Source organism: Micromonospora cynarisoli (assembly GCF_030518815.1).
Lineage (GTDB): Bacteria > Actinomycetota > Actinomycetes > Mycobacteriales > Micromonosporaceae > Micromonospora > Micromonospora wenchangensis.
On record NZ_CP130426.1, the window covers coordinates 3,297,258 to 3,315,068 of the forward strand.

Here is a 17,811-nt window from a genome sequence, read left to right on the forward strand (position 1 = left end):
AGTAGCCGTGGCCGACGAGCCGCAGATCCCCGGCCAGCGCACGCCGGCCGAACCGCACGACACCCACTTCGAGATCGCCCTCGACGACGAGCCGGACACCCGCAAGCCCGTCTACGTCGACGTCGTCACCACCGACGACTCCCTGCGGCCGGTCATCCCCGCGCAGTGGCGAGGACGCGACAGCATCAAGGCCACCATCCGCCGCAAGGCCGAGGTCGCCGGCCACATCGCCGCCTACCACGCGGTCCGGTCCCCCCGGTACGCCGCCCTCGCCCTGCTGTGGTCCGTGGTCGGTGTAGCCCGACTCACGGGACGGCAGATCCGCTGGTGGTGGTTCACCGACCAGTACCCGCTGGAGCAGGCCGCCGCCACCAACAACGACCCCGCCACCTTCATGCAGCTGCACCGGCAGGCCAAGGCCACCCGCCTCTACCGCGGCACCGTCCTGGCCGGCGAGGCCGTGCTGCTGCTCGTGGCGCTCGGCATGCTCGCCGCCGCCCCCGGCTGGGTGGTCCTCACCACCGGCACCGCCCTGGTGCCTGTCCTCGCCCACTACGGCCGGCCGAACACCCGGCCGATCGTGCAGCCAGCCGTCGTCGCGCACAGGTACCGCAAGCTCAGCTCCGACATCGTGCTGCGCGCCTACTACGCCGCCGGCCTCGGCCACCCCGACAAGCGCGACCAGCAGATCGAGTTCGGCGGCCCCATGGCCCGCGACCAGCGCGAAACCGGCTCGCAGGTGCTGGTGGACCTGCCGTACGGCAAGAGCTGGTCCGACGTGGTCAACGCCAAGGAGAAGCTCGCATCAGGGCTGGACGTGCACGAGAACCAGGTGTTCCTCACCCGCGACAAGTCGTCGAACCGCCGCCATCTGCTGTTCGTCGCCGACCGTGACCCCCTGGCCGTGCCCGTCGGCCGGACCCCGCTGCTGGACTGCAAGCCGCGCAGCATCTGGCGGCCCGTGAAGTTCGGCAAGGACGAACGCGACCGTCTCGTCGAGCTGTCGCTGATGTGGACGTCGGTGCTGGTCGGGGCCCAGCCCCGCAAGGGCAAGACGTTCTCCGCCCGCCTACTCGCCCTGCACGCCGCCCTCGACCCGTGGGTGAAGCTCATCGTCGTCGACGGCAAGAACTCGCCCGACTGGGACAAGTTCCGGCTGGTCGCGCACCGCATCATCTTCGGCACCCACCCGAACCCCCGCGACAACGACCCCGTCGAGCACCTGCTCGCCGCCCTGCGGGAGATCCTCAAGCACATCGACCGGGTCAACCAGGTGCTGTCGCAGCTGCCCGCCGACGTGTGCCCCGAGGGAAAGCTCACCGAGGAACTGGCCCGCGACCCGCGCTACCCGGACCTGCGGGTCTGGCTGCTGGTCATGGAGGAGTTCCAGGTCTACTTCGAGACCGAGGACCAGGACACCAACAAGGAGATCGCGGCGATGCTGTCGCGGATCCTCGCGACCGGCCCGTCCGCCGGCGTGATCCTGCTGTCGTCCAGCCAGAAGCCATCCGGGGTCGGCGCCGGAGACGTGGGTCGGCTGTTCAACCGGTACCGGGACAACCATGCCGCCCGGTTCGCGCTCAAGTGCGGCAACCGGATCGTGTCCGAGGCGGTCCTCGGCGGTGACGCCTACGCCGAGGGCTTCGACGCGTCCAGCCTGCCGGTGGGCGACGAGTACCGGGGCGTCGGCTACCTGTATGGGGTCACCGACGACACCCCGACGGTGCGCACGTTCTTCGCCACCCACGTCGACGCCGAACGGATCCTGCACGCCGCTCGCGCCCACCGCGAGCACCTCGGCACCCTGTCCGGTGAGGCGGCCGGCGAGGAGATGACCAGGGAAGCCCGGGACGTGCTCGCCGACGTGCGGAACGTCTTCTACGCCGGGAAGGCCACCATCTCGTGGCCGGCCCTGGCGGCCCGACTGCGGGAGGTCTACCCGGAGGCGTACGCCGACATCACCCCCCAGGCGATCAGCGCCATGGTCCGCAAGCTCGGCGTCACCGGGAAGACCGTCCACGACCCGGAGCACTTCGAGTCCGGCAAGGGTCAGGGGTGCGACAGGGCGTCAATCGATGCCGCAATCCAGCGCCGGGAGATCGAAGCCAGGTAGCAGCCGCCGCGTTACCGGTAGCACGACTGCTACCGGCCGCCGCTACCCGCCGGGGGGCCGCGACCTGCGGAAACCCCGGCAGGTAGCACGTAGCACCACCCAGCCTGCACCCGCCGAAACCCGCCCTGGAGGCCCCGTGAGACCCCTGATCGCCGCTACCGCCACCCCGGAGCACCCCATGCCGTGGGGCTGGCTCCTGGCCGCTCTGGCGCTCGCCGCAGTCGGCTACGCCGCGTCGTGCGCCTGGTGGCCGTTCACCCGATGCGGCCGATGCGAGGGCCGCGGCCGGTTCACCCGCGCCGACTCGAAGGTGTGGCGGCCGTGCCGCCGCTGCAAGGGCTCAGGCGCCCGGCTGCGGGTGGGCCGGCGGGTGTGGAACCGGTTCGCCCGGGTACGCCAGGCCGGCCGCTGACCCCTGACGCGACGCAGCCCCCGACCGGCGTGGTCGGGGGCTGTCGTGTGCTCAGGTCCGGTCGGCCCGCACCCGGGCGAGCAGTTCGGCCGCCCACCGCCCGGTCTCGCACCGACCCGCCGCGCAGGCCGGGCACCGCTGGTGCACCTGGACGATGACCGATGCGACGGCCGGGTCGCCGCCCTGGCCGATGTCGTCCGCCATCCCGGTCACCGCTGCCACCACCCGGCGATGCCGGCCACCGTGAGGACCAGGACCACGGCGGCGATCACCCAGCCTGGCCAGCGGGCTGGGGCGGGCGGCGCCGGGGGGCGGGGGACGCGGTCGCCGTCCGGGGTGGGCGGCCGGCCGTGGGCGACCGGATGCGCCGGTGGGCAGGGGCCGTCGCTGGACCGCTCGCGCATGATGCCTCCCGGTGTGGGACCTGCAACTCTCCGCAGCTAGAAGAGCTTAGGATCCTAAGGCCGTGAGAGGCCAGGCCCCGCGCCGGACATACCGTCTACCAGGTGATCAACTTCGCGGCCGAGCGAGCCGCGTACCGGCAACTCGCCGACCTGCTCCGCGAGCAGATCGCCGCCGGCCAGCCCGGCCCAGGAGACCTCCTGCCGTCCATGCTGCGCATCAGCCAGGAGGCCGGGGTCGGCCTGGGCACCGTTCGCCGTGCGCTGCGGGTACTCCGCGACGAGGGCCTGATTGTCATGGAGCGCGGCTACGGTGCCCGCGTGGTGGAGCAGGAGCAGCCGACGGTCGTGTCGGTGCCGCGGGGTGGCCGGGTCCGGGTGCGCATGCCAACTGAGGCGGACCGGCGCGAGTTGGAGATCGCACCAGGGGCGATGACGGCGGTGATCGTGGTGACGGTCGGCGGCCGGCTGCGCGGCACCTACCGTGCGGACCGGGTCGAGTTGGTCGCCAAGTAGCCGTCAAGATCGGCGATCTTGACAACGGCTGTCCGACCCGTCCCCGGTGTCACGATCCGCAGATCCCGCCGTCGCCCAGCCGACACAACCCGCCCGACATGCCCCATACGGCCCCACATGCCAGAGGCGCACGTCTATGCGTTGCTACGGGCGGCAGGCGACTGGGCACACGCCGTGCAAATTGCACGACGCGTCGGTTCATACCACCCTCATAGACATCTCACATACGAACTGCTGATCTCGTACAGTAGTCCGATCCACACAGCCGGACCTGCAGCAACCCCCGTCCCGCAGTCCCGGCCATCGGACCACCAGGAGGTGCCACCCACCTACCAGGAGGCCGGACCGCACCCGACCTCCGATCACCCTCCCCTGCTCCACCGATCGGAGATGCTCATGCACCGCCTCGGCGTCACCATCGCCGCCACCGCCCTGCTCCTCTTCGCCGCCCTCACCGTCTACGCCTTCACCGCCATCAGGCCAGCCCTCGCCGAACTGATCGTGCTCGCCCTCGGCGACCTGGTCCTCTGGATGACCGCCAGCCACCTCATCCGCGCCGGGGAGGTCGGCGGTACGCGGGAGGCCGCCGAACCCCGCACGTACGGACCCAACGTCTACCCGCTGCCCACCCGGGTAGATCCGGAGACCGCAGCCGCGTTCCGAAGCATCGCCCGCCGCCTGAGCAGGTAACTCACCGCTAATAGCACTTTGTGATGCCTCACGATCGTGACGTAGGTATCGAACATCGTCCCCTCCCAGGGGCCTGTGGATGTGATGGCGAGTCGACTCGGGACCGAGCCTGGCCGGTACGGCACGGCGACGCGAGGCTCCGACCCCGTCCTGTGGACGACCGGAGCGCCTGTGGACGACCACCTGATCAAGGTCCCGGTGTGCTAGGCCATCAGGCCCTGGGTGGCCCGACCGGCCGGCGCGAGGATCAGGGGACAGGGCCGGCCCCACCCCTCGCGTCACGACGACATGGCGGAAGGTGGCGTCACCCGGAGTGAGGTCGACCCCGGTTGGGTAAAGAGTTGATCACCCAGCACCACCAGGCACGACGTCCGACGAGAAAGGCAACGCTGATGATTCGGACCCCGTTGCGTACGACCGGCTCCGTCCGCACCGAGCGGGAGGTGCGGCGATGAGCGCGGTGGCGAACCCGGCGACCGTGGCCGAGTGCCTGCGGATGGGCGCGGGCTTCTCCCAGGGCGACCGGAACTGGATCGTCGAGCAGTTCGGCACCCTGGACGCCCGGCTGGCCGCCTTCCACGCCGACGCCACCGAGCTGGAGGTGTCGGTCAAGGACCGGGAGGCACGCGGGCAGAAGGTCACCCTGGAGTGCTGGATCGCCGGCCGGCAGAAGATCGTCACCACGTCGAGCGAGGAGGACCTGCGGGCCGCCCTCAACGACGCCCGGGACGACCTGCGCCGCAAGCTCAACGACGCCAAGACCAAGCAGGAGCCCCGGCACAACAAGCACATCCGGGAGATGGCCCAGCCCACCCCCGCGCCGGATCTCGACGCCGACGGGAACCTCGACCGGGTGGACGCCGAGACCGCCTGACCGGCCACCGGGCCGTTCCCTTCCCCACCGGAGGGGAACGGCTCGGCGCGGGGCTGCCCGCCACCGAACGGCCCGCGCCGACGCCGTCCACCACGCCGGCCGACCCGGGGGGGCTACCGCCCGGTAGCCTGCGGGCGTAGCGTCGCGGTCGTGGAACAGGACGTGCTGGGGCCGCCGTACGAGCGGCAGACGATCGACCTGGGCACCGACGACGAGGGGCCGGTGGTCGCGACGCTGGTCCGACGACGCGCCGACCGCCCGACCGGCCGGGCGGTGCTCTACGTGCACGGCTTCGTCGACTACTTCTTCCAGACCCACCTGGCCGACTTCTACGCCGAGCGCGGCTGGGACTTCTACGCCCTCGACCTGCGCAAGTACGGCCGCAGCCTGCTACCCCACCAGACCCCGAACTTCTGCCGCGACCTGAGCGACTACTTCCCCGAACTGGACGCCGCCGCAAAGATCATCCGGGACGACGACGGGCACGACACCCTGCTCGCCATGGGCCACTCCACCGGCGGCCTGATCATCTCGCTCTGGGCACACGCCCGCCGCGACGCCGCAGCGGTTGACGGGCTCGTCCTGAACAGCCCCTTCTTCGACCTCAACGCCCCCTGGCTGGTCCGTCGACCCCTCGCGGCCGCCGTCTCCCGGCTGGGCCGTCGCGCGCCGCACCGCATCCTCCCCTTCGGCCTCGGCACGGTGTACGGCGAGAGCCTGCACGCCGACCATCGCGGCGAGTGGACGTACGACCTGGCCTGGAAGCCGCTCGCCGGATTCCCCGTCCGGGCGGGCTGGCTGGCCGCGATCCGCACCGCCCAGCGGCAGCTCCGCGCCGGACTGGACATTCCCGTCCCCGTGCTGGTGGCCTGCTCGACGAGGAGTTTCCGGGGCACCCGCTGGCACGACTCGGCGGCCCTGGCCGACGCGGTGCTGGACGTGGAGCACATGGTCCGCTGGGCACCCCGGCTCGGCCGGCACGTGACCGTGGCCCGCTTCGACGGCGGCAAGCACGACCTGGTTCTCTCCGGCCCCGCCGTACGCGAGCGGATCTTCACCGAGGTCGGCCGGTGGGCCGAAGCGTTCCTCGGCGCCGGCCCGACGCCTCCCGTCTCCTCCGGGCCGGCGGCCGGGACCGTGCCCCAGCCACGTCCCGCCCACTCGCCATGATCGACTCACCTGAGCCGACGTAGCGGCATACGGCGTCGGGCTCGACTCATCGGAGCCGACGTAGCGGTAACCGGCAGGCGGGGACACCGCCACATCGCCACCCTTGAGTCGATCAAGCCGCCCGGGTCGGCAGGCGGAGCGGCGGCGCGATCAGGAGGCGGGCAGGGCGGCGAGCACCCGGTCGAGGGTCGCCACCGGATGTCCGCCTCCGGGCGCGTCGTCGCTGGGCGCGTCGTCGCCGGGCAGGAGCACGCCGAGGCAGCGCAGGCCGACCTCCCCGGCCGCGTCGGGACGTACCCCGAAGACGGGAGCGCCGACGTACCCGGCGGGGAGCGCGGCGGTGATCCGCAGCCGGTCGCCGTCGCGGACGGCCCGCTCGACGGCGACCTCCAGCGGTCGGCTGCCGTCACCGCCGACGCCGAGAGCCAGCACGATCGCGGTGACCGGCCCGGCACCGAACGCGGCGAGATCGTCCGCCGTCACGGCGACCGCAGCGGGCACCGGCTGCACCCGCCACCGCCAGCCCTGCCCGGCGGCGTACCCGTGCAGCTCACCGGTGGGCAGGGCCGCCACGCCGAGCCGCGCGTCCCGACTCCAGCCCGCCGGAAGGTCCGACAGCGACAGCGACACGCCCGCCACGCCGGCCGGCTCGGTGACGCTGGGCCGCAGGCCGAGCCGCTGTGCCCGCCCGGCGACCACGTCCGCGGTGAGCAGGAACTCACCGGCCGGATGGCCGAGGAGGAAGGCGGTGCCCGGGTCGCCGGCCGTGTCGACCGGCAGGATGGCCCGGCCCAAAAGCTGGCACAGCTCGTAGGCGACCTCGTCTTCGGCGTCGGGTTCCAGCAGCACGGACCCGAGGGTACGGCCCGCCGCGCCAGACGGAAGAGGGATGCCCGGATCGGGGGTGCCGTGGGACGCTGATCACGCGTGTCCGGATGCGACCCGTTCCGCCGTACGACGGGGGGTCGGCGGTACCCTCTTGGCGCGACACGTACGCCGCGCGCCCGTAGCTCAGCGGATAGAGCAGGGGACTTCTAATCCCAAGGCCGCAGGTTCGAATCCTGCCGGGCGCACACTCACGCAGCGGGTTTGAACTGCTGCTTCTTGCCCTTCTTGCGATCTTTCTTGGCGGCATCCTTCGATGCCCTACCCCCGTGTGAGCCCGAGGTGAGCCCGGGAGTGCGCTTGGTGCCCCGACCAGAGATCAGGCGGGCAGTAGCTTCGGCTGCCTCCATGGCCAGCTCGGGCAGGACAGCGGTGCACATGTCCGCAGTTAAGCGCGCACGAGGAGTGTCCAAGCATCTCCTGTACCACCTTCATCTTGGCTCCGGCCTTGAGCGCCATCGTGGCCGCTACGTGGCGAAGGTCGTGCAGGCGGATCGGCGGGAGACCCAGGCGCTTGACGAGCCGGTCGAAGTAGTCCGACAGCCACGTCGGCTCTACCCACGTGCCGTTGGGTCGCGTGAAGAGACGGCCACTATCTACCCAAGCCGCCCCGGCTTCCTCACGCGCACGATCCGGCTACAGCCCTCGATCCGCCGATCGCACGCGGTAGGTTCATCACGTGCTTCCGATGACCTTGCAAGAGATCACGGCCGTTGTCGGCGGAACCGTCCACGACGCCCCCCACGGCGTCACGGTGACCGCCCCAGTCGTGTTCGACAGCCGGCGCGTAGAGACCGGCGGCATGTACGTGGCGCTGCCCGGTGAACGCGTCGACGGGCACGACTTTGCCGCTCAGGCGATCGAGGCCGGCGCCTCGGCGGTACTGGCGTCACGGCCGGTCGGCGTGCCAGCAGTGGTCGTCGAGGACGTACCCACCGCCTACGGCCGCCTTGCCCGCGCGGTCGTTGACCGGCTGCCGCAGACCACGGTGATCGGTGTGACCGGGTCGGTCGGCAAGACCTCGACCAAGGACATCCTCGCGCAGGTGCTGCCGACGTGGGGTGCCACGGTGGCCAACCGGGCGTCGAACAACAACGAGCTTGGGTTGCCTTACACGGTCACCCGCGCCACCGCCGACACCCGCTATCTGGTGTTGGAGATGGGCGCACGCGGCATTGGCCACGTGGCCTACCTGACTCGCATCGCCCCGCCCATAGTCAGTGTCGTGACCCGCGTCGGTCACGCGCACCTTGGGGAGTTCGGATCGGTGGAGAACATCGCTCTAGCCAAGGGTGAGATCGTGGAAGCGCTGCCCGACGCCCGCGATGGTGGGTTGGCGGTGCTCAACGGTGACGATCTTCTCGTCGCGTCCATGGCCAGCCGCACCCGCGCCCGAGTGCTCACCTACGGCATCGACAACCCGGCGGACGTACGCGCCGAAGACGTGACCGTGGACGAGCTGGGCCGCGCCGGGTTCCGGCTGGCGCACGGCGGCCAGGCCGCCGAGGTGCGGTTGCGTCTCTACGGGCTGCACCAGGCGTCCAACGCGCTGGCCGCCGCCACCGTCGCCCTCGGGTTGGGTCACCCGATCGAGGCGGTAGCCGAGGCGGTGTCACAGGCCGAGGCGGTGTCGCCGGGACGGATGCAGGTCAGCACCCGCGCGGACGGGGTGACGGTCATCAACGACGCCTACAACGCCGCGCCGGACGCGATGCGGGCCGCGTTGCGCGCCTTGAAGGCGATGGCCGGGGACGGTCGTCGGGCGGTCGCGGTGCTCGGGGAGATGGCCGAGCTGGGCGAGCACGCCGCGCAGGTACACCGGGAGGTCGGGCAGCAGGTGGCCGAAGTTGGGGCCGAGTGGCTCGTGGCCATTGGCGGAGCTGACGCCGGGCAATACGCGGACGCAGCCGCCGGCACCGGCACGACGGTGGACCGGGCGGCGAACGTGGCCGAGGCGTGGGAGTTGCTGCGCGACGGGTTGCGGCCGGGCGATGTGGTGTTGGTGAAGGCAGCCAACAGCGCCGGGCTCCTCGCGCTCGCGGACAAGCTGATCGAGGAACCCGGCGCTGTCACCGCCCAGGCGTAGAGGTCACGCAGACAACGCGACCTCGGACCGGCTGCTCAGGGCGTCGAGGATCGCCGCGCCGTAACCGGTGACGTCACCGGTGCCCATGGTCAGCACCACGTCACCGCGGCCGGCCATCCGGCCGACGATCCGGGCGGCGTGGTCGGGGCCGAGCGGCAGGCAGTACTCGCCGTCACGCAGCCGCCCCAGGATGGCCGTGCCGTCCGCGACCGGTCGACCCGCCGGCACGGTGCCGTGCACGTCGAGCAGCAGCACGTAGTCGGCCTTGTCCGCCAAGACCCCACCGATCCGGTTGCCAAAGGCCAGGACCCGGGCGTGTCCGGACGGCTGGAACACCACGAACACCCGACCCCGCGCCAGGGTGCGCGCGGCGTCCAGGTCGGCGGCGATCTCGTTCGGGTGGTCGGCGTACGAGTCGATCACCGTCACCCCGGAGCGGGTGTCGATGTGCTCGAACCGGCGGCGCACCCCGGGAAAGGTGCACGCCGCGCCGGCCACGTCGGCGGGGCCGAGCCCGAGCGCCACCGCGCACGCCACGGCCGCCACCGCGTTGCCCAGGTGATGCGTGGCCGGTCGCGGCAGGATCACCCCGACCTCGACGCCGTTGGGCATCCGCACCGACCCCGATGTGCTCCACCCCTCGGCGTGCACGTCCAGCAGCCGCACGTCCGCCGTCCGGTCGCGGCCGTAGCGCAGCACCGTCAGATCGGGTCGCTCGGCGGCGATGACGTCGGCAGCCACGGTCGCGCCCACGCAGTCGGCGTTGACGATCAGGAACCCGTGCGGTGCGATCCGCGCGCCGAACGCGACGTAGGCGCGTAGCACGTCGGCGTGGTCGGTGAAGTTCTCCGGGTGGTCGTCGGTCACGTTGGTGATGACCGCGATCGACGCGGCCAGGAAGTGAAACGACCGGTCCGACTCGTCCGCCTCGGCCACCAGCAGCCGGGACGCGCCGAGGTGGGCGCCCGAGCTTGGCCCGTTCAGGTCGGCCCCGATGAGGTACGTCGGGTCCTGCCCGAGGGTGCGCAGGATGTGCGCGAGCATGCCGGCCGTCGTGGACTTGCCGTGCGACCCGGACACCGCCACCAGCCGCCGCCCGGCGGCCAGCTTGTCCAGAACCTGCGCCCGGTGCACCACCGGGATGCCGGCGGAACGGGCCGCGTCGACCTCTGGTGCGTGCTGCGCAACGGTCGTGTAGACGACGCACGACGCGCCCTCGATGTACGCCGCGTCGTGGCCCACCTGCACCCGGACGCCGGCCGTACGCAGCGCCGCGAGAGCGGCCGAGTCGTGCAGGTCGCTGCCGGTGACCTGGTGGCCCATCTCGGCCAGCAGCCGAGCCAGGCCGGACATCGCGCAGCCGCCGACGCCCACGAAGTGCGGGCGGGACAGGTCGATCGGACCGGAGTACGCCTCGATCGTCGGGTTACCAGTGATCGTGTCAGTCATGGTGTCGTGTCTCCTTCGGAAGAACTGGGCGATTGTTGCCATCAGCGGACGTACGGAACGGTTCGCCTCCCTCCACTCGTGCGATTCCTCGCGCACGGCCGACCTGGCCCCGGGTCACCACCTCGGCCGCGTGGGTCCAATTGATCTGCGCCGGCCCGTTAACCGACTCGGCCTCCGAGGACGGGTAGCCAGGGCCGGAAACCGAGTTGCCAGGCCACATTGGCGAAGGAGAAGGCCGGCGGCCCTTGCGCGAGGTGCGGCAGGTTGGGCAGGCACATGGCCGACCGCCGGGGAAGCGGCGCGACCGGTGCGGGCGGTGCCTGGGACGGACCAGGTCATCTTCGTCATCCATGAGAAGGGGCCGACTCGGCAGCGATCCGTGGCGCTACGCCGAAGTAGTGCGGTCCGCCCACCCGTCGTGCGCCGATCAACTCCGGACGCGTCGCTCCCGGGACCCGTCGCGGTAGACGCAGCGCGATGCGGAACACCCGCACGGCGCTGTCACGGACGGAGCACGACCCAAGCGACCCACAGCCGATGCACCGTCCATCTGCACTCGATACCGCGTGCCGGTTCAGCTCGGCTTGCGCGATGTCGACCTGACCACCACCGAGGTAAGTCGTCACGTGATCTGCCTCCAAGGGGGTGGGGCACGCCGCGTAAATCCATTCATGCTGGTCACACGGCGCACCCCGCCCATCGCCCACACCACGGCGCGCACCGCTCGTAGCAATGGGGAGCCCACTGCGGTCTCCGGTGTGCAAGACGGAGGGGATATGGCCTAATGTGCACCAGGTTGGCCGCCGTCTTGCGCACCTACAGCGAATCGCAAACCACAGCCCGTAGGTACGCTGTGACGCACGTCGAAGCGGTGAACGTGGTGAAAGATCGACTAAAGGCGGGGCGCTGTGCCGCAACCAGGACCCGGAAATGCCAAGCTCGCAGCCGTCATCGCGGAGGCGGGAATGTCCCACGCCGAGGTTGCACGAGCGCTGGTCCGCGTCGCCCAGGAGAGCAACGCCAACGAGTTCGCCGGAGTGGGCCGCTCCCACGTCTCCCACTGGATCGCTGGCTCCAAACCCTCCGGCCGGGCACCTCTGCTGCTCTGTGAGGCGCTGTCTCGTAGGCTCGGTCGGGTCGTCACTCTCGACGAGATCGGGTTGCCCGGCCGACCGCTGTCCTCAACGGACATGCTCGGTTGGCAGGTCGATACGCTGTCATCGCTAACCGAACTCGGGAGAGTCGACGTGGACGCTGAACGCAGACGCGTTCTCAGCACTGCCGCCTACTCGCTCGCCGCGCTGACGCTGCCATCCGATCGCTGGTGGACGCACATGGCCGAGCGTGGCCAGACACGTGGTGCAGGAGCTGGCCGGCACGTGAGCAAGGGCGACGTCGAGGCAGTGACCGACATGGTTTCGCTGTTCTCACGCGTTGACCAGCGGCGAGGTGGCGGACACGCTCGCTCGGCAGTCGTCCAGTACCTCACCTCCGACGTGGCGACCCACCTACGCGCCCGGTACGCCGACGAAACCCTCAGACGTGACATGTTCACCGCCGCCAGTGAGCTGGCCTACCTGGCGGGCTGGATGGCGTTCGACAACGGCGAACACAACGTCGGCCAGCACTATTTCAACGTGGCGGTCAAGCTGGCCGCCGAAGCCGACAATCCCGCGATGGCAGGCCACGTCCTACGCGCTATGGCGCACCAGGCAGTCGACCTCGGGCACCACAAGCACGCACTCGACCTGGCGGCGGCTTCCGTCGACGGTAAGCGCTACGAGTCCGCCTCCCCGAGAGAGCGCGCATTACTCGGCGTTGTCTACGCTCGCGCGCTTGCGGTGAACGGCGAGAAACAACGCTCCGCCCGCGCGCTACTCCGTGCCGAGGATGACCTCTCCTCCGCCACCCAAGGCGACGACGAACCCGGGAGGGTCTTCTTCTTCGCGGAAGCCAGCCTGGCTCACGAGACCGCCTGCGCACTTCGCGATACGGGCGACTTGGCGGGCGCGGCGAGACACTTCCGCCGCAGCGTGAGGACCCGGAAAGCCTCGGCCTTCACGCGCACCCACGCAGTCACCCTCGGATACATGGGAGCAGTGCAGGCACGACAGGGCGAGATCGAGGAAGCCTGCGGGACGTGGTCCCGCGCGCTGGACGCGATGGACGGCGTCCGCTCGGGCCGTACACGCCAAGTTGCCGCCGACATGCGCGCCATCCTTGCCCCCTACACGCGCCGCAACATCCGAGCAGTCCGAGACATCGACACGCGAGCGAAGAGCTACCTGGCAACGTTCGCCTAAACAGCAACCCCGAAGACCGGAGGCCGCGATGACAGCCGAAAGATTCGCCGTCGAACCCATTGCGCACGTCGTAGGCGGGCGAACCGAGCCGACCGACGACTACTGGGGCGGCAGCCGAGCGATCGTCCGAATCGATGGCGAACGCTTCTCGCCGGCTGCCACCAAAGGACTTGATGAGTTCTCTCACCTAGAAATCGTCTTCCGCTTCCACCTCACAGATCCTACCGATCTGCATCTTGGTGCTCGCCGCCCGAGAGACAACCCCGAGTGGCCCGAGGTAGGCATCTTCGGCCACCGCAACATGCGCCGCATCAACTGGCTAGGCGTATCCCGGTGCCGCCTCATCAAAGTTGAGGGTCTTGACCTTCACGTTGAGGATCTGGACGCGGTAAGCGGCAGCCCCGTTTTTGACATCAAGCCTTGGTTCTCGGAATTCGGCCCGCGAGGCGAAGTTCGCCAAGCCGACTGGACAACTCAGATGTTGGGACTCTACTTTTCGCCGCCGATCGAGAATCAGAAATAGCGAACATCTGAAGGACGACATATTCGGGTGGGCAGACCACTTCGACCTGCCACTTCACCCGAAAACTAATCGCTAGGTCCAGCACTAGACTGGCTGTCGACATGACTCGCAGCCGTCGAATTGAAATGGAAACGCAACCTACCTGCCGAGCATTTGCAAGTCCCAGGGCGGGTTAACGAACGGCCAGGGAGGTCTCGTGCCGGAGTTCAAGGTCGAGGTCGAAGCTGAGGATGCGACACTTGCTGATCTCTGCTCGATGTATTGGGCTACTGAAGACGACGGCTCTTTCTCATTCACAGTAAAAGAATTATCAGAGCGCTTTGAACAGCCCGCACATAAGATCAGCAAGACCGTCTCAGGGTCTTGCTATGCCCGCTCGTCCAGCAAGTCTTGCGTTGAGTGCGGCAAGGGATTCATATACAGAACTCGTTCGGAATGGACCTCCGGCCACCGCTTCGCACCCACCCGTTGCCGGACCTGCGTCGAATCAGAGAGGCAACGACTGGAAGCTGACCGACGTAGGGCGGTGGCAGCTATGCAGGCTGCGGTCTCCGAGCACTTCGAAGTAGCGGAGAGCGGGTCACCGATTCGCGCCGAAGATCTCGATCTGCCATCGGCTCTAGCGGTGTCCGCATTATTCGAAGACGGAGAAGAGGTCTCCGAAGGAGTTACCGTTCCAGTCGTAGAACGAGGCACCCCCTTAACGCCTACATCAGACCTTGATCTGAAGCTGCTCAAAGCCCTCATCGACCAAGGGATTCTACAGATACATCCCTCTTCGTCATCCGATGCTTTCGTATGGAAGGATGATGGCACCCTTGACAACCAACATTACCCAATGCTTGCGTCTTATTATCTGACAGGCACTGGCGATGTGGAGAGTCGACTTCGAGAATACCTCAAGGGACTTTCCCAGATAATCTCTCGGGACAACTGGCCCGACCGTTGGACGGACCAGTTCTCGGACTTCTGGTTCGACCTCGCGGTGTCGGAGTGCAAAGCCTATTTGGTTCACATGCTCAAACGACATGGGCTCGACTTTACGCCAGGGCAACGGACAGAAGAGGTTTTCCGACACGCGCTGCGTTGGTACTCAATCGGTCAGATGTACTACTTCATCTGGCGAGCAGCAAGAGATAGCGCCGCTTACATGGCGAGGGAACGGGTGCCTGCAAAGCAGGCCGCGAACAGCGCAATAACTAGAATCTCGGGAGACGTCGATCGCGCCTACGCCCAAGGTTGGGACGTAAGCGTTTATCGGCGCGACTCACGCTTACCACAGTCGACGATTTCGCACATACTTTTCTCCCGAGCACTCCAACTCGAAGACGCTATGGCATATTCGCCGGTTGACCTTCCCGTCAGGCGAGCGGGCTTAGAATTGGCGTGGGAGAAGATTGACTTCATCGCCTTTGAGCGTCTTATCTTCCAGCTTGTTGTCGAGACCGAAGGTTACGAAAACGTCGATTGGCTTATGCACACCAACGCCGCCGACCATGGGCGTGATGTGAGTGCCGTGCGCCTTCGCAAAGATCCATTGAGCGGGCATAGTTCACAGCGAGTCGCAATTCAATGCAAGCATTGGCTCTCCCGCGCCATCCGTGATACTGACGCAAGCCAAGCCGTTGTAAGCATCAGCCACTGGGACAATCCGCCATTCGATGTGCTTGTTCTGGCGACTAGTGGACGCTTTACCTCTGACGCCATCGCCTGGATCGAACGACACAATTCCCGTGGGCAGCGCCCAATAATCGAAGTTTGGAATGACGCCCGCTTGGAGTTTCTACTGAATGAGCGGCCTCATCTCATCCGCAGCTTCGGTTTACGCTAGATTGGGTTCAGCTCTGCAGAGGCCACCTACCCACGCCTGCACACGCGCCGACCGTCGTGCAGGTGTGCCCGCGGTGAGCCCGGACGCCGTTGGACCCGGCATCACGTGCTGACGCGGACCGGCAAGCATAGGGGTGTCTACCAGGACAGATAGACACCCCGAGCCACTCATGACAACGCGCTAACCCGTGCGGGATTCAACTTCTAATCCCAAGGCCGCAGGTTCGAATCCTGCCGGGCGCACCCACGCAGACCGTCACCCCAGCCCTCCACCTCACCCACCAGTCGTGACGGATCGATCACGGCAGGTTACCGGCCGGCGGGCAAGCGCATACCCACGACCTGGGAATGACCTTCTTCACCATCCATCCACATTGATCCATGTCACGCAGCTCGTTTGGATGGACACGCACTGTCCACCGGCAGTGTCCACTACCAATCGAGGAGCATCATTGCCCCGGTCCCCGTTCCGGACCCGACGGCCGCGTACCCTCGCCGCCGTCGCCGCCGTCGCCGCCGCCCTGGCCACCGCCCTCGCGGTGCTCTCCGCCCCGACTCCGGCCCTGGCCTGGGGTCCCGGCACCGAGCCGGCCCAGCCGTACGCGCAGCCGAGCATGCCCACGGTGCCCAAGCGCGGCTGCCAGTCCACCGTCGCCGACCCGGCCGCACCGACCGGCGCGACGCCCGCCGTTCAGGTGATCTACGCCTGGCACGACGGCGTCGGCAACAACTACGAGGCCAACGTCGAGTACATCGCCAAGGTGGTGGACCGGATCGACTGGGCGCTCGACGAGTCGACCAACTACGACCAGCACTACAACTTCAGCTGCCGTACGGGCTACGACACCAGCACGTACGCCGGCTACGCCCGCGCCCTGGTCGTGGCGGAGAAGATCGACGCCGGGGCGAACCCGAACACCCCCGCCAGCACGGTCCGCAGCGACCTGGTCTCCGCCGGCTACCAGGACAGCAACCGGATCTACCTGGTGTTCACCGATTTCGCGTCGAACTCGGACGCCTACCAGTGCCCGTCCGGCGGTAACTCCAGCGGCGTGCACTGCTCGGCGGTGACCGAGTCGTGGACGACGGGCGTCGCCGGCCACGAGTTGCTGCACGTGCTCGGCGCCGGGCACGCCTGGATGGCCGAGACGGGGGCCTCCTACGTGCCGGACATCATGTACGGCTGGTGGGACAACTGGAACACCGATCCGGGGTTCCGCAGCTACTACGACCCGAGTGAGCTGTCGGCCAGCTTCTACCTCGACCCGAGCCCGTCGACGGCGAAGGTGAACGTCGCGAACCACCCGATGCTGACCGCCCCGGTCTGTTGCGACGTGGGCGCGAACAACGACCTGCTCACCGCCGAGCAGCGTACGGTCGAGGCGGCCACCCCGAGCAGCAGCACGTCGACGTTCACCTCGTCGGGCGGCTGGCACCAGGTGACGCCCGCCTGCGGCGTCTCGACAAACTCCTGTGCCTACTTCGACGGCCGCCGGTCGGTCCAGTTCAACACCTACACCGGGCCGTCCAACACGTCGTCGATCTCGCTGGCGAACCGGGCAACGGTCACCGCCGGGCGGACGTACAAGCTGTTCACCCGGTTGCGCAGTGGCACGGCGGTGAACACGCAGCTCCAGCTCGCCTGGTACAACTCGGGCGGCACCCTGTTGTCGACCAGCACCGGAGCGACCGACACGCTCGCCGGCAACTGGCTGGAGTACCGGACGACGGCCACCGCCCCGGCGAACGCGGCAAGCGTGCGGATCACCGTGAACGTGCCGGCGCAGTCCACCACCGGCAACCAGGCCATCAACCTGGACAGCCTCCAACTCAACGACTGTACGGCGAACACCGGCGGCACCTGCCGCTACGACACCTGAGTCACCGGCATGGTGCGGGCGGCTCCCGTCCGCCCGCACCACGCCCGACCCACGCACTCCCCCGTCCGGCCGGCGACGCCACCCGCCGGCCGTTCAGCGTGCCGGTCGGCGCAGGCCGGCGAGGACCAGGGTGATCACTCCGTCCGCGTCGGGTCGGTAGGCCGGGTGGCCGTACGCCGCGCAGATGCCCTGCAGGGCCATCATCACCGCGCCGGCCCCCACGTCGTCGCGGATCTTCCCGGCCCGGACGGCGGCGGCCAGCAGGTCGGTGACGGCCCGGCCGAGGGCCTCGGCACCCTCGGCCAGCGCGCCCGAGCGGGCGGCCATCAGCGTGGACAGGGTGCGGGCGAGGCCCTCGTGGTCGTGCAGGTGGGTCACGAATCCCCGCAGGAACGACTCCAGCGCCTCGTCGGCGGACAGGGTGGTCTGCGCCTCGCGGGCCCGGTCGCACATCGCGGCGAGTTCCTCCCGGTAGACCGCCTCGGCCAGGGCTTCCCGGGTGGGGAAGTGGCGGTAGAGCGTGCCGGTGCCGACCCCGGCCAGCTTGGCGAAGTCGTCGAAGCGCAGGTCGTAGCGGCCTTCGGCGAACAGTTCGCGGGCCTTGGCGAGCAGGGCGTCGCGGTTGCGGCGGGCGTCGGCGCGCAGGGGCTTGGCGTCGGTCATCTGGGGGCCTCGCGTT

17 protein-coding genes and 1 tRNA gene are annotated in these 17,811 nt (G+C 68.8%); 12 read left to right on the top strand and 6 right to left on the bottom strand.

The features are described from left to right. Positions 1-7 precede the first annotated feature (7 nt). Both Q2K16_RS13855 and Q2K16_RS13860 read left to right on the top strand, forming a co-directional pair. Positions 8-2,113: a cell division protein FtsK gene (locus Q2K16_RS13855; RefSeq protein WP_302745855.1), complete on the top strand. Its 2,106-nt coding sequence runs from the start codon at positions 8-10 to the stop codon at positions 2,111-2,113. A 136-nt stretch (positions 2,114-2,249) separates the two neighbouring features. After that, complete coding sequence (locus tag Q2K16_RS13860) at positions 2,250-2,525, top strand: hypothetical protein (RefSeq protein ID WP_302745856.1); 276 nt, start codon at positions 2,250-2,252, stop codon at positions 2,523-2,525. Positions 2,526-2,576: 51 nt separating this feature from the next. Here the strand turns inward: Q2K16_RS13860 and Q2K16_RS13865 are convergent, their stop codons facing one another. Both Q2K16_RS13865 and Q2K16_RS13870 read right to left on the bottom strand, forming a co-directional pair. After that, positions 2,577-2,729, bottom strand: coding sequence for a hypothetical protein (locus Q2K16_RS13865; protein WP_302745858.1), 153 nt, complete (start codon positions 2,727-2,729; stop codon positions 2,577-2,579). 5 nt (positions 2,730-2,734) lie between these two features. Beyond that, positions 2,735-2,929: a hypothetical protein gene (locus tag Q2K16_RS13870; RefSeq protein WP_302745859.1), complete on the bottom strand. Its 195-nt coding sequence runs from the start codon at positions 2,927-2,929 to the stop codon at positions 2,735-2,737. Positions 2,930-3,031: 102 nt separating this feature from the next. On the opposite strand from Q2K16_RS13870, the gene Q2K16_RS13875 reads away from it, so the two are divergent. The 4 genes from Q2K16_RS13875 to Q2K16_RS13890 all read left to right on the top strand — a co-directional run bounded on the left by Q2K16_RS13875 (position 3,032) and on the right by Q2K16_RS13890 (position 6,176). Further along, positions 3,032-3,442, top strand: coding sequence for a GntR family transcriptional regulator (locus Q2K16_RS13875; protein ID WP_302745860.1), 411 nt, complete (start codon positions 3,032-3,034; stop codon positions 3,440-3,442). A 390-nt stretch (positions 3,443-3,832) separates the two neighbouring features. Beyond that, a complete protein-coding gene (locus tag Q2K16_RS13880) occupies positions 3,833-4,132 on the top strand; it encodes a hypothetical protein (RefSeq protein WP_302745862.1) in 300 nt (99 codons plus the stop codon). A 451-nt stretch (positions 4,133-4,583) separates the two neighbouring features. Continuing rightward, positions 4,584-5,006, top strand: a complete 423-nt coding sequence (locus tag Q2K16_RS13885; RefSeq protein ID WP_145921363.1) for an HPF/RaiA family ribosome-associated protein — start codon at positions 4,584-4,586, stop codon at positions 5,004-5,006. Between the two features lie 150 nt (positions 5,007-5,156). Further along, entirely contained in the window at positions 5,157-6,176 is a 1,020-nt protein-coding gene (locus Q2K16_RS13890; protein WP_302745864.1) for an alpha/beta hydrolase, read from the top strand. 150 nt (positions 6,177-6,326) lie between these two features. Here Q2K16_RS13890 and Q2K16_RS13895 read toward each other — a convergent pair whose 3' ends face one another. Then, a complete protein-coding gene (locus tag Q2K16_RS13895; RefSeq protein WP_302745865.1) occupies positions 6,327-7,025 on the bottom strand; it encodes a hypothetical protein in 699 nt (232 codons plus the stop codon). Between the two features lie 151 nt (positions 7,026-7,176). On the opposite strand from Q2K16_RS13895, the gene Q2K16_RS13900 reads away from it, so the two are divergent. Next, positions 7,177-7,249 (top strand) — tRNA-Arg (locus Q2K16_RS13900). Positions 7,250-7,322: 73 nt separating this feature from the next. Here the strand turns inward: Q2K16_RS13900 and Q2K16_RS13905 are convergent. Beyond that, complete coding sequence (locus Q2K16_RS13905) at positions 7,323-7,604, bottom strand: tyrosine-type recombinase/integrase (protein WP_368052567.1); 282 nt, start codon at positions 7,602-7,604, stop codon at positions 7,323-7,325. A 145-nt stretch (positions 7,605-7,749) separates the two neighbouring features. Between Q2K16_RS13905 and Q2K16_RS13910 the strand changes: the two genes are divergently transcribed. Then, on the top strand, positions 7,750-9,147 hold the full coding sequence (locus tag Q2K16_RS13910) for a UDP-N-acetylmuramoyl-tripeptide--D-alanyl-D-alanine ligase (protein ID WP_302745867.1): 1,398 nt from the start codon (positions 7,750-7,752) through the stop codon (positions 9,145-9,147). A 3-nt stretch (positions 9,148-9,150) separates the two neighbouring features. Here Q2K16_RS13910 and Q2K16_RS13915 read toward each other — a convergent pair whose 3' ends face one another. Beyond that, positions 9,151-10,596, bottom strand: coding sequence for a UDP-N-acetylmuramate--L-alanine ligase (locus Q2K16_RS13915; RefSeq protein WP_302745868.1), 1,446 nt, complete (start codon positions 10,594-10,596; stop codon positions 9,151-9,153). A 908-nt stretch (positions 10,597-11,504) separates the two neighbouring features. On the opposite strand from Q2K16_RS13915, the gene Q2K16_RS13920 reads away from it, so the two are divergent. The 4 genes from Q2K16_RS13920 (at position 11,505) to Q2K16_RS13935 (ending at position 17,132) form a co-directional block, all read left to right on the top strand. After that, positions 11,505-12,899, top strand: coding sequence for an NsdA family TPR-like regulatory protein (locus Q2K16_RS13920; RefSeq protein WP_489671884.1), 1,395 nt, complete (start codon positions 11,505-11,507; stop codon positions 12,897-12,899). A 28-nt stretch (positions 12,900-12,927) separates the two neighbouring features. Continuing rightward, positions 12,928-13,422, top strand: coding sequence for a TrmO family methyltransferase domain-containing protein (locus tag Q2K16_RS13925; RefSeq protein ID WP_302745871.1), 495 nt, complete (start codon positions 12,928-12,930; stop codon positions 13,420-13,422). Between the two features lie 196 nt (positions 13,423-13,618). Beyond that, complete coding sequence (locus tag Q2K16_RS13930) at positions 13,619-15,253, top strand: restriction endonuclease (RefSeq protein WP_302745873.1); 1,635 nt, start codon at positions 13,619-13,621, stop codon at positions 15,251-15,253. A 451-nt stretch (positions 15,254-15,704) separates the two neighbouring features. Further along, positions 15,705-17,132 (top strand): hypothetical protein, encoded by a 1,428-nt coding sequence (locus Q2K16_RS13935; RefSeq protein ID WP_302745874.1) that lies wholly within the window; start codon positions 15,705-15,707, stop codon positions 17,130-17,132. 93 nt (positions 17,133-17,225) lie between these two features. On the opposite strand, the gene Q2K16_RS13940 is transcribed toward Q2K16_RS13935, so the two are convergent. Beyond that, entirely contained in the window at positions 17,226-17,795 is a 570-nt protein-coding gene (locus tag Q2K16_RS13940; RefSeq protein WP_302745875.1) for a TetR/AcrR family transcriptional regulator, read from the bottom strand. Positions 17,796-17,811 lie beyond the last annotated feature (16 nt).

What these genes read in the sequence shown, in the direction of transcription:
- Q2K16_RS13940 (WP_302745875.1), bottom strand. Translation starts at nt 17,795, where the DNA reads ATGACCGACGCCAAGCCCCTGCGCGCCGACGCCCGCCGCAACCGCGAC.
- Q2K16_RS13870 (WP_302745859.1), bottom strand. Translation starts at nt 2,929, where the DNA reads ATGCGCGAGCGGTCCAGCGACGGCCCCTGCCCACCGGCGCATCCGGTC.
- Q2K16_RS13910 (WP_302745867.1), top strand. Translation starts at nt 7,750, where the DNA reads ATGACCTTGCAAGAGATCACGGCCGTTGTCGGCGGAACCGTCCACGAC.
- Q2K16_RS13915 (WP_302745868.1), bottom strand. Translation starts at nt 10,596, where the DNA reads ATGACTGACACGATCACTGGTAACCCGACGATCGAGGCGTACTCCGGT.
- Q2K16_RS13925 (WP_302745871.1), top strand. Translation starts at nt 12,928, where the DNA reads ATGACAGCCGAAAGATTCGCCGTCGAACCCATTGCGCACGTCGTAGGC.
- Q2K16_RS13865 (WP_302745858.1), bottom strand. Translation starts at nt 2,729, where the DNA reads ATGGCGGACGACATCGGCCAGGGCGGCGACCCGGCCGTCGCATCGGTC.
- Q2K16_RS13880 (WP_302745862.1), top strand. Translation starts at nt 3,833, where the DNA reads ATGCTCATGCACCGCCTCGGCGTCACCATCGCCGCCACCGCCCTGCTC.
- Q2K16_RS13885 (WP_145921363.1), top strand. Translation starts at nt 4,584, where the DNA reads ATGAGCGCGGTGGCGAACCCGGCGACCGTGGCCGAGTGCCTGCGGATG.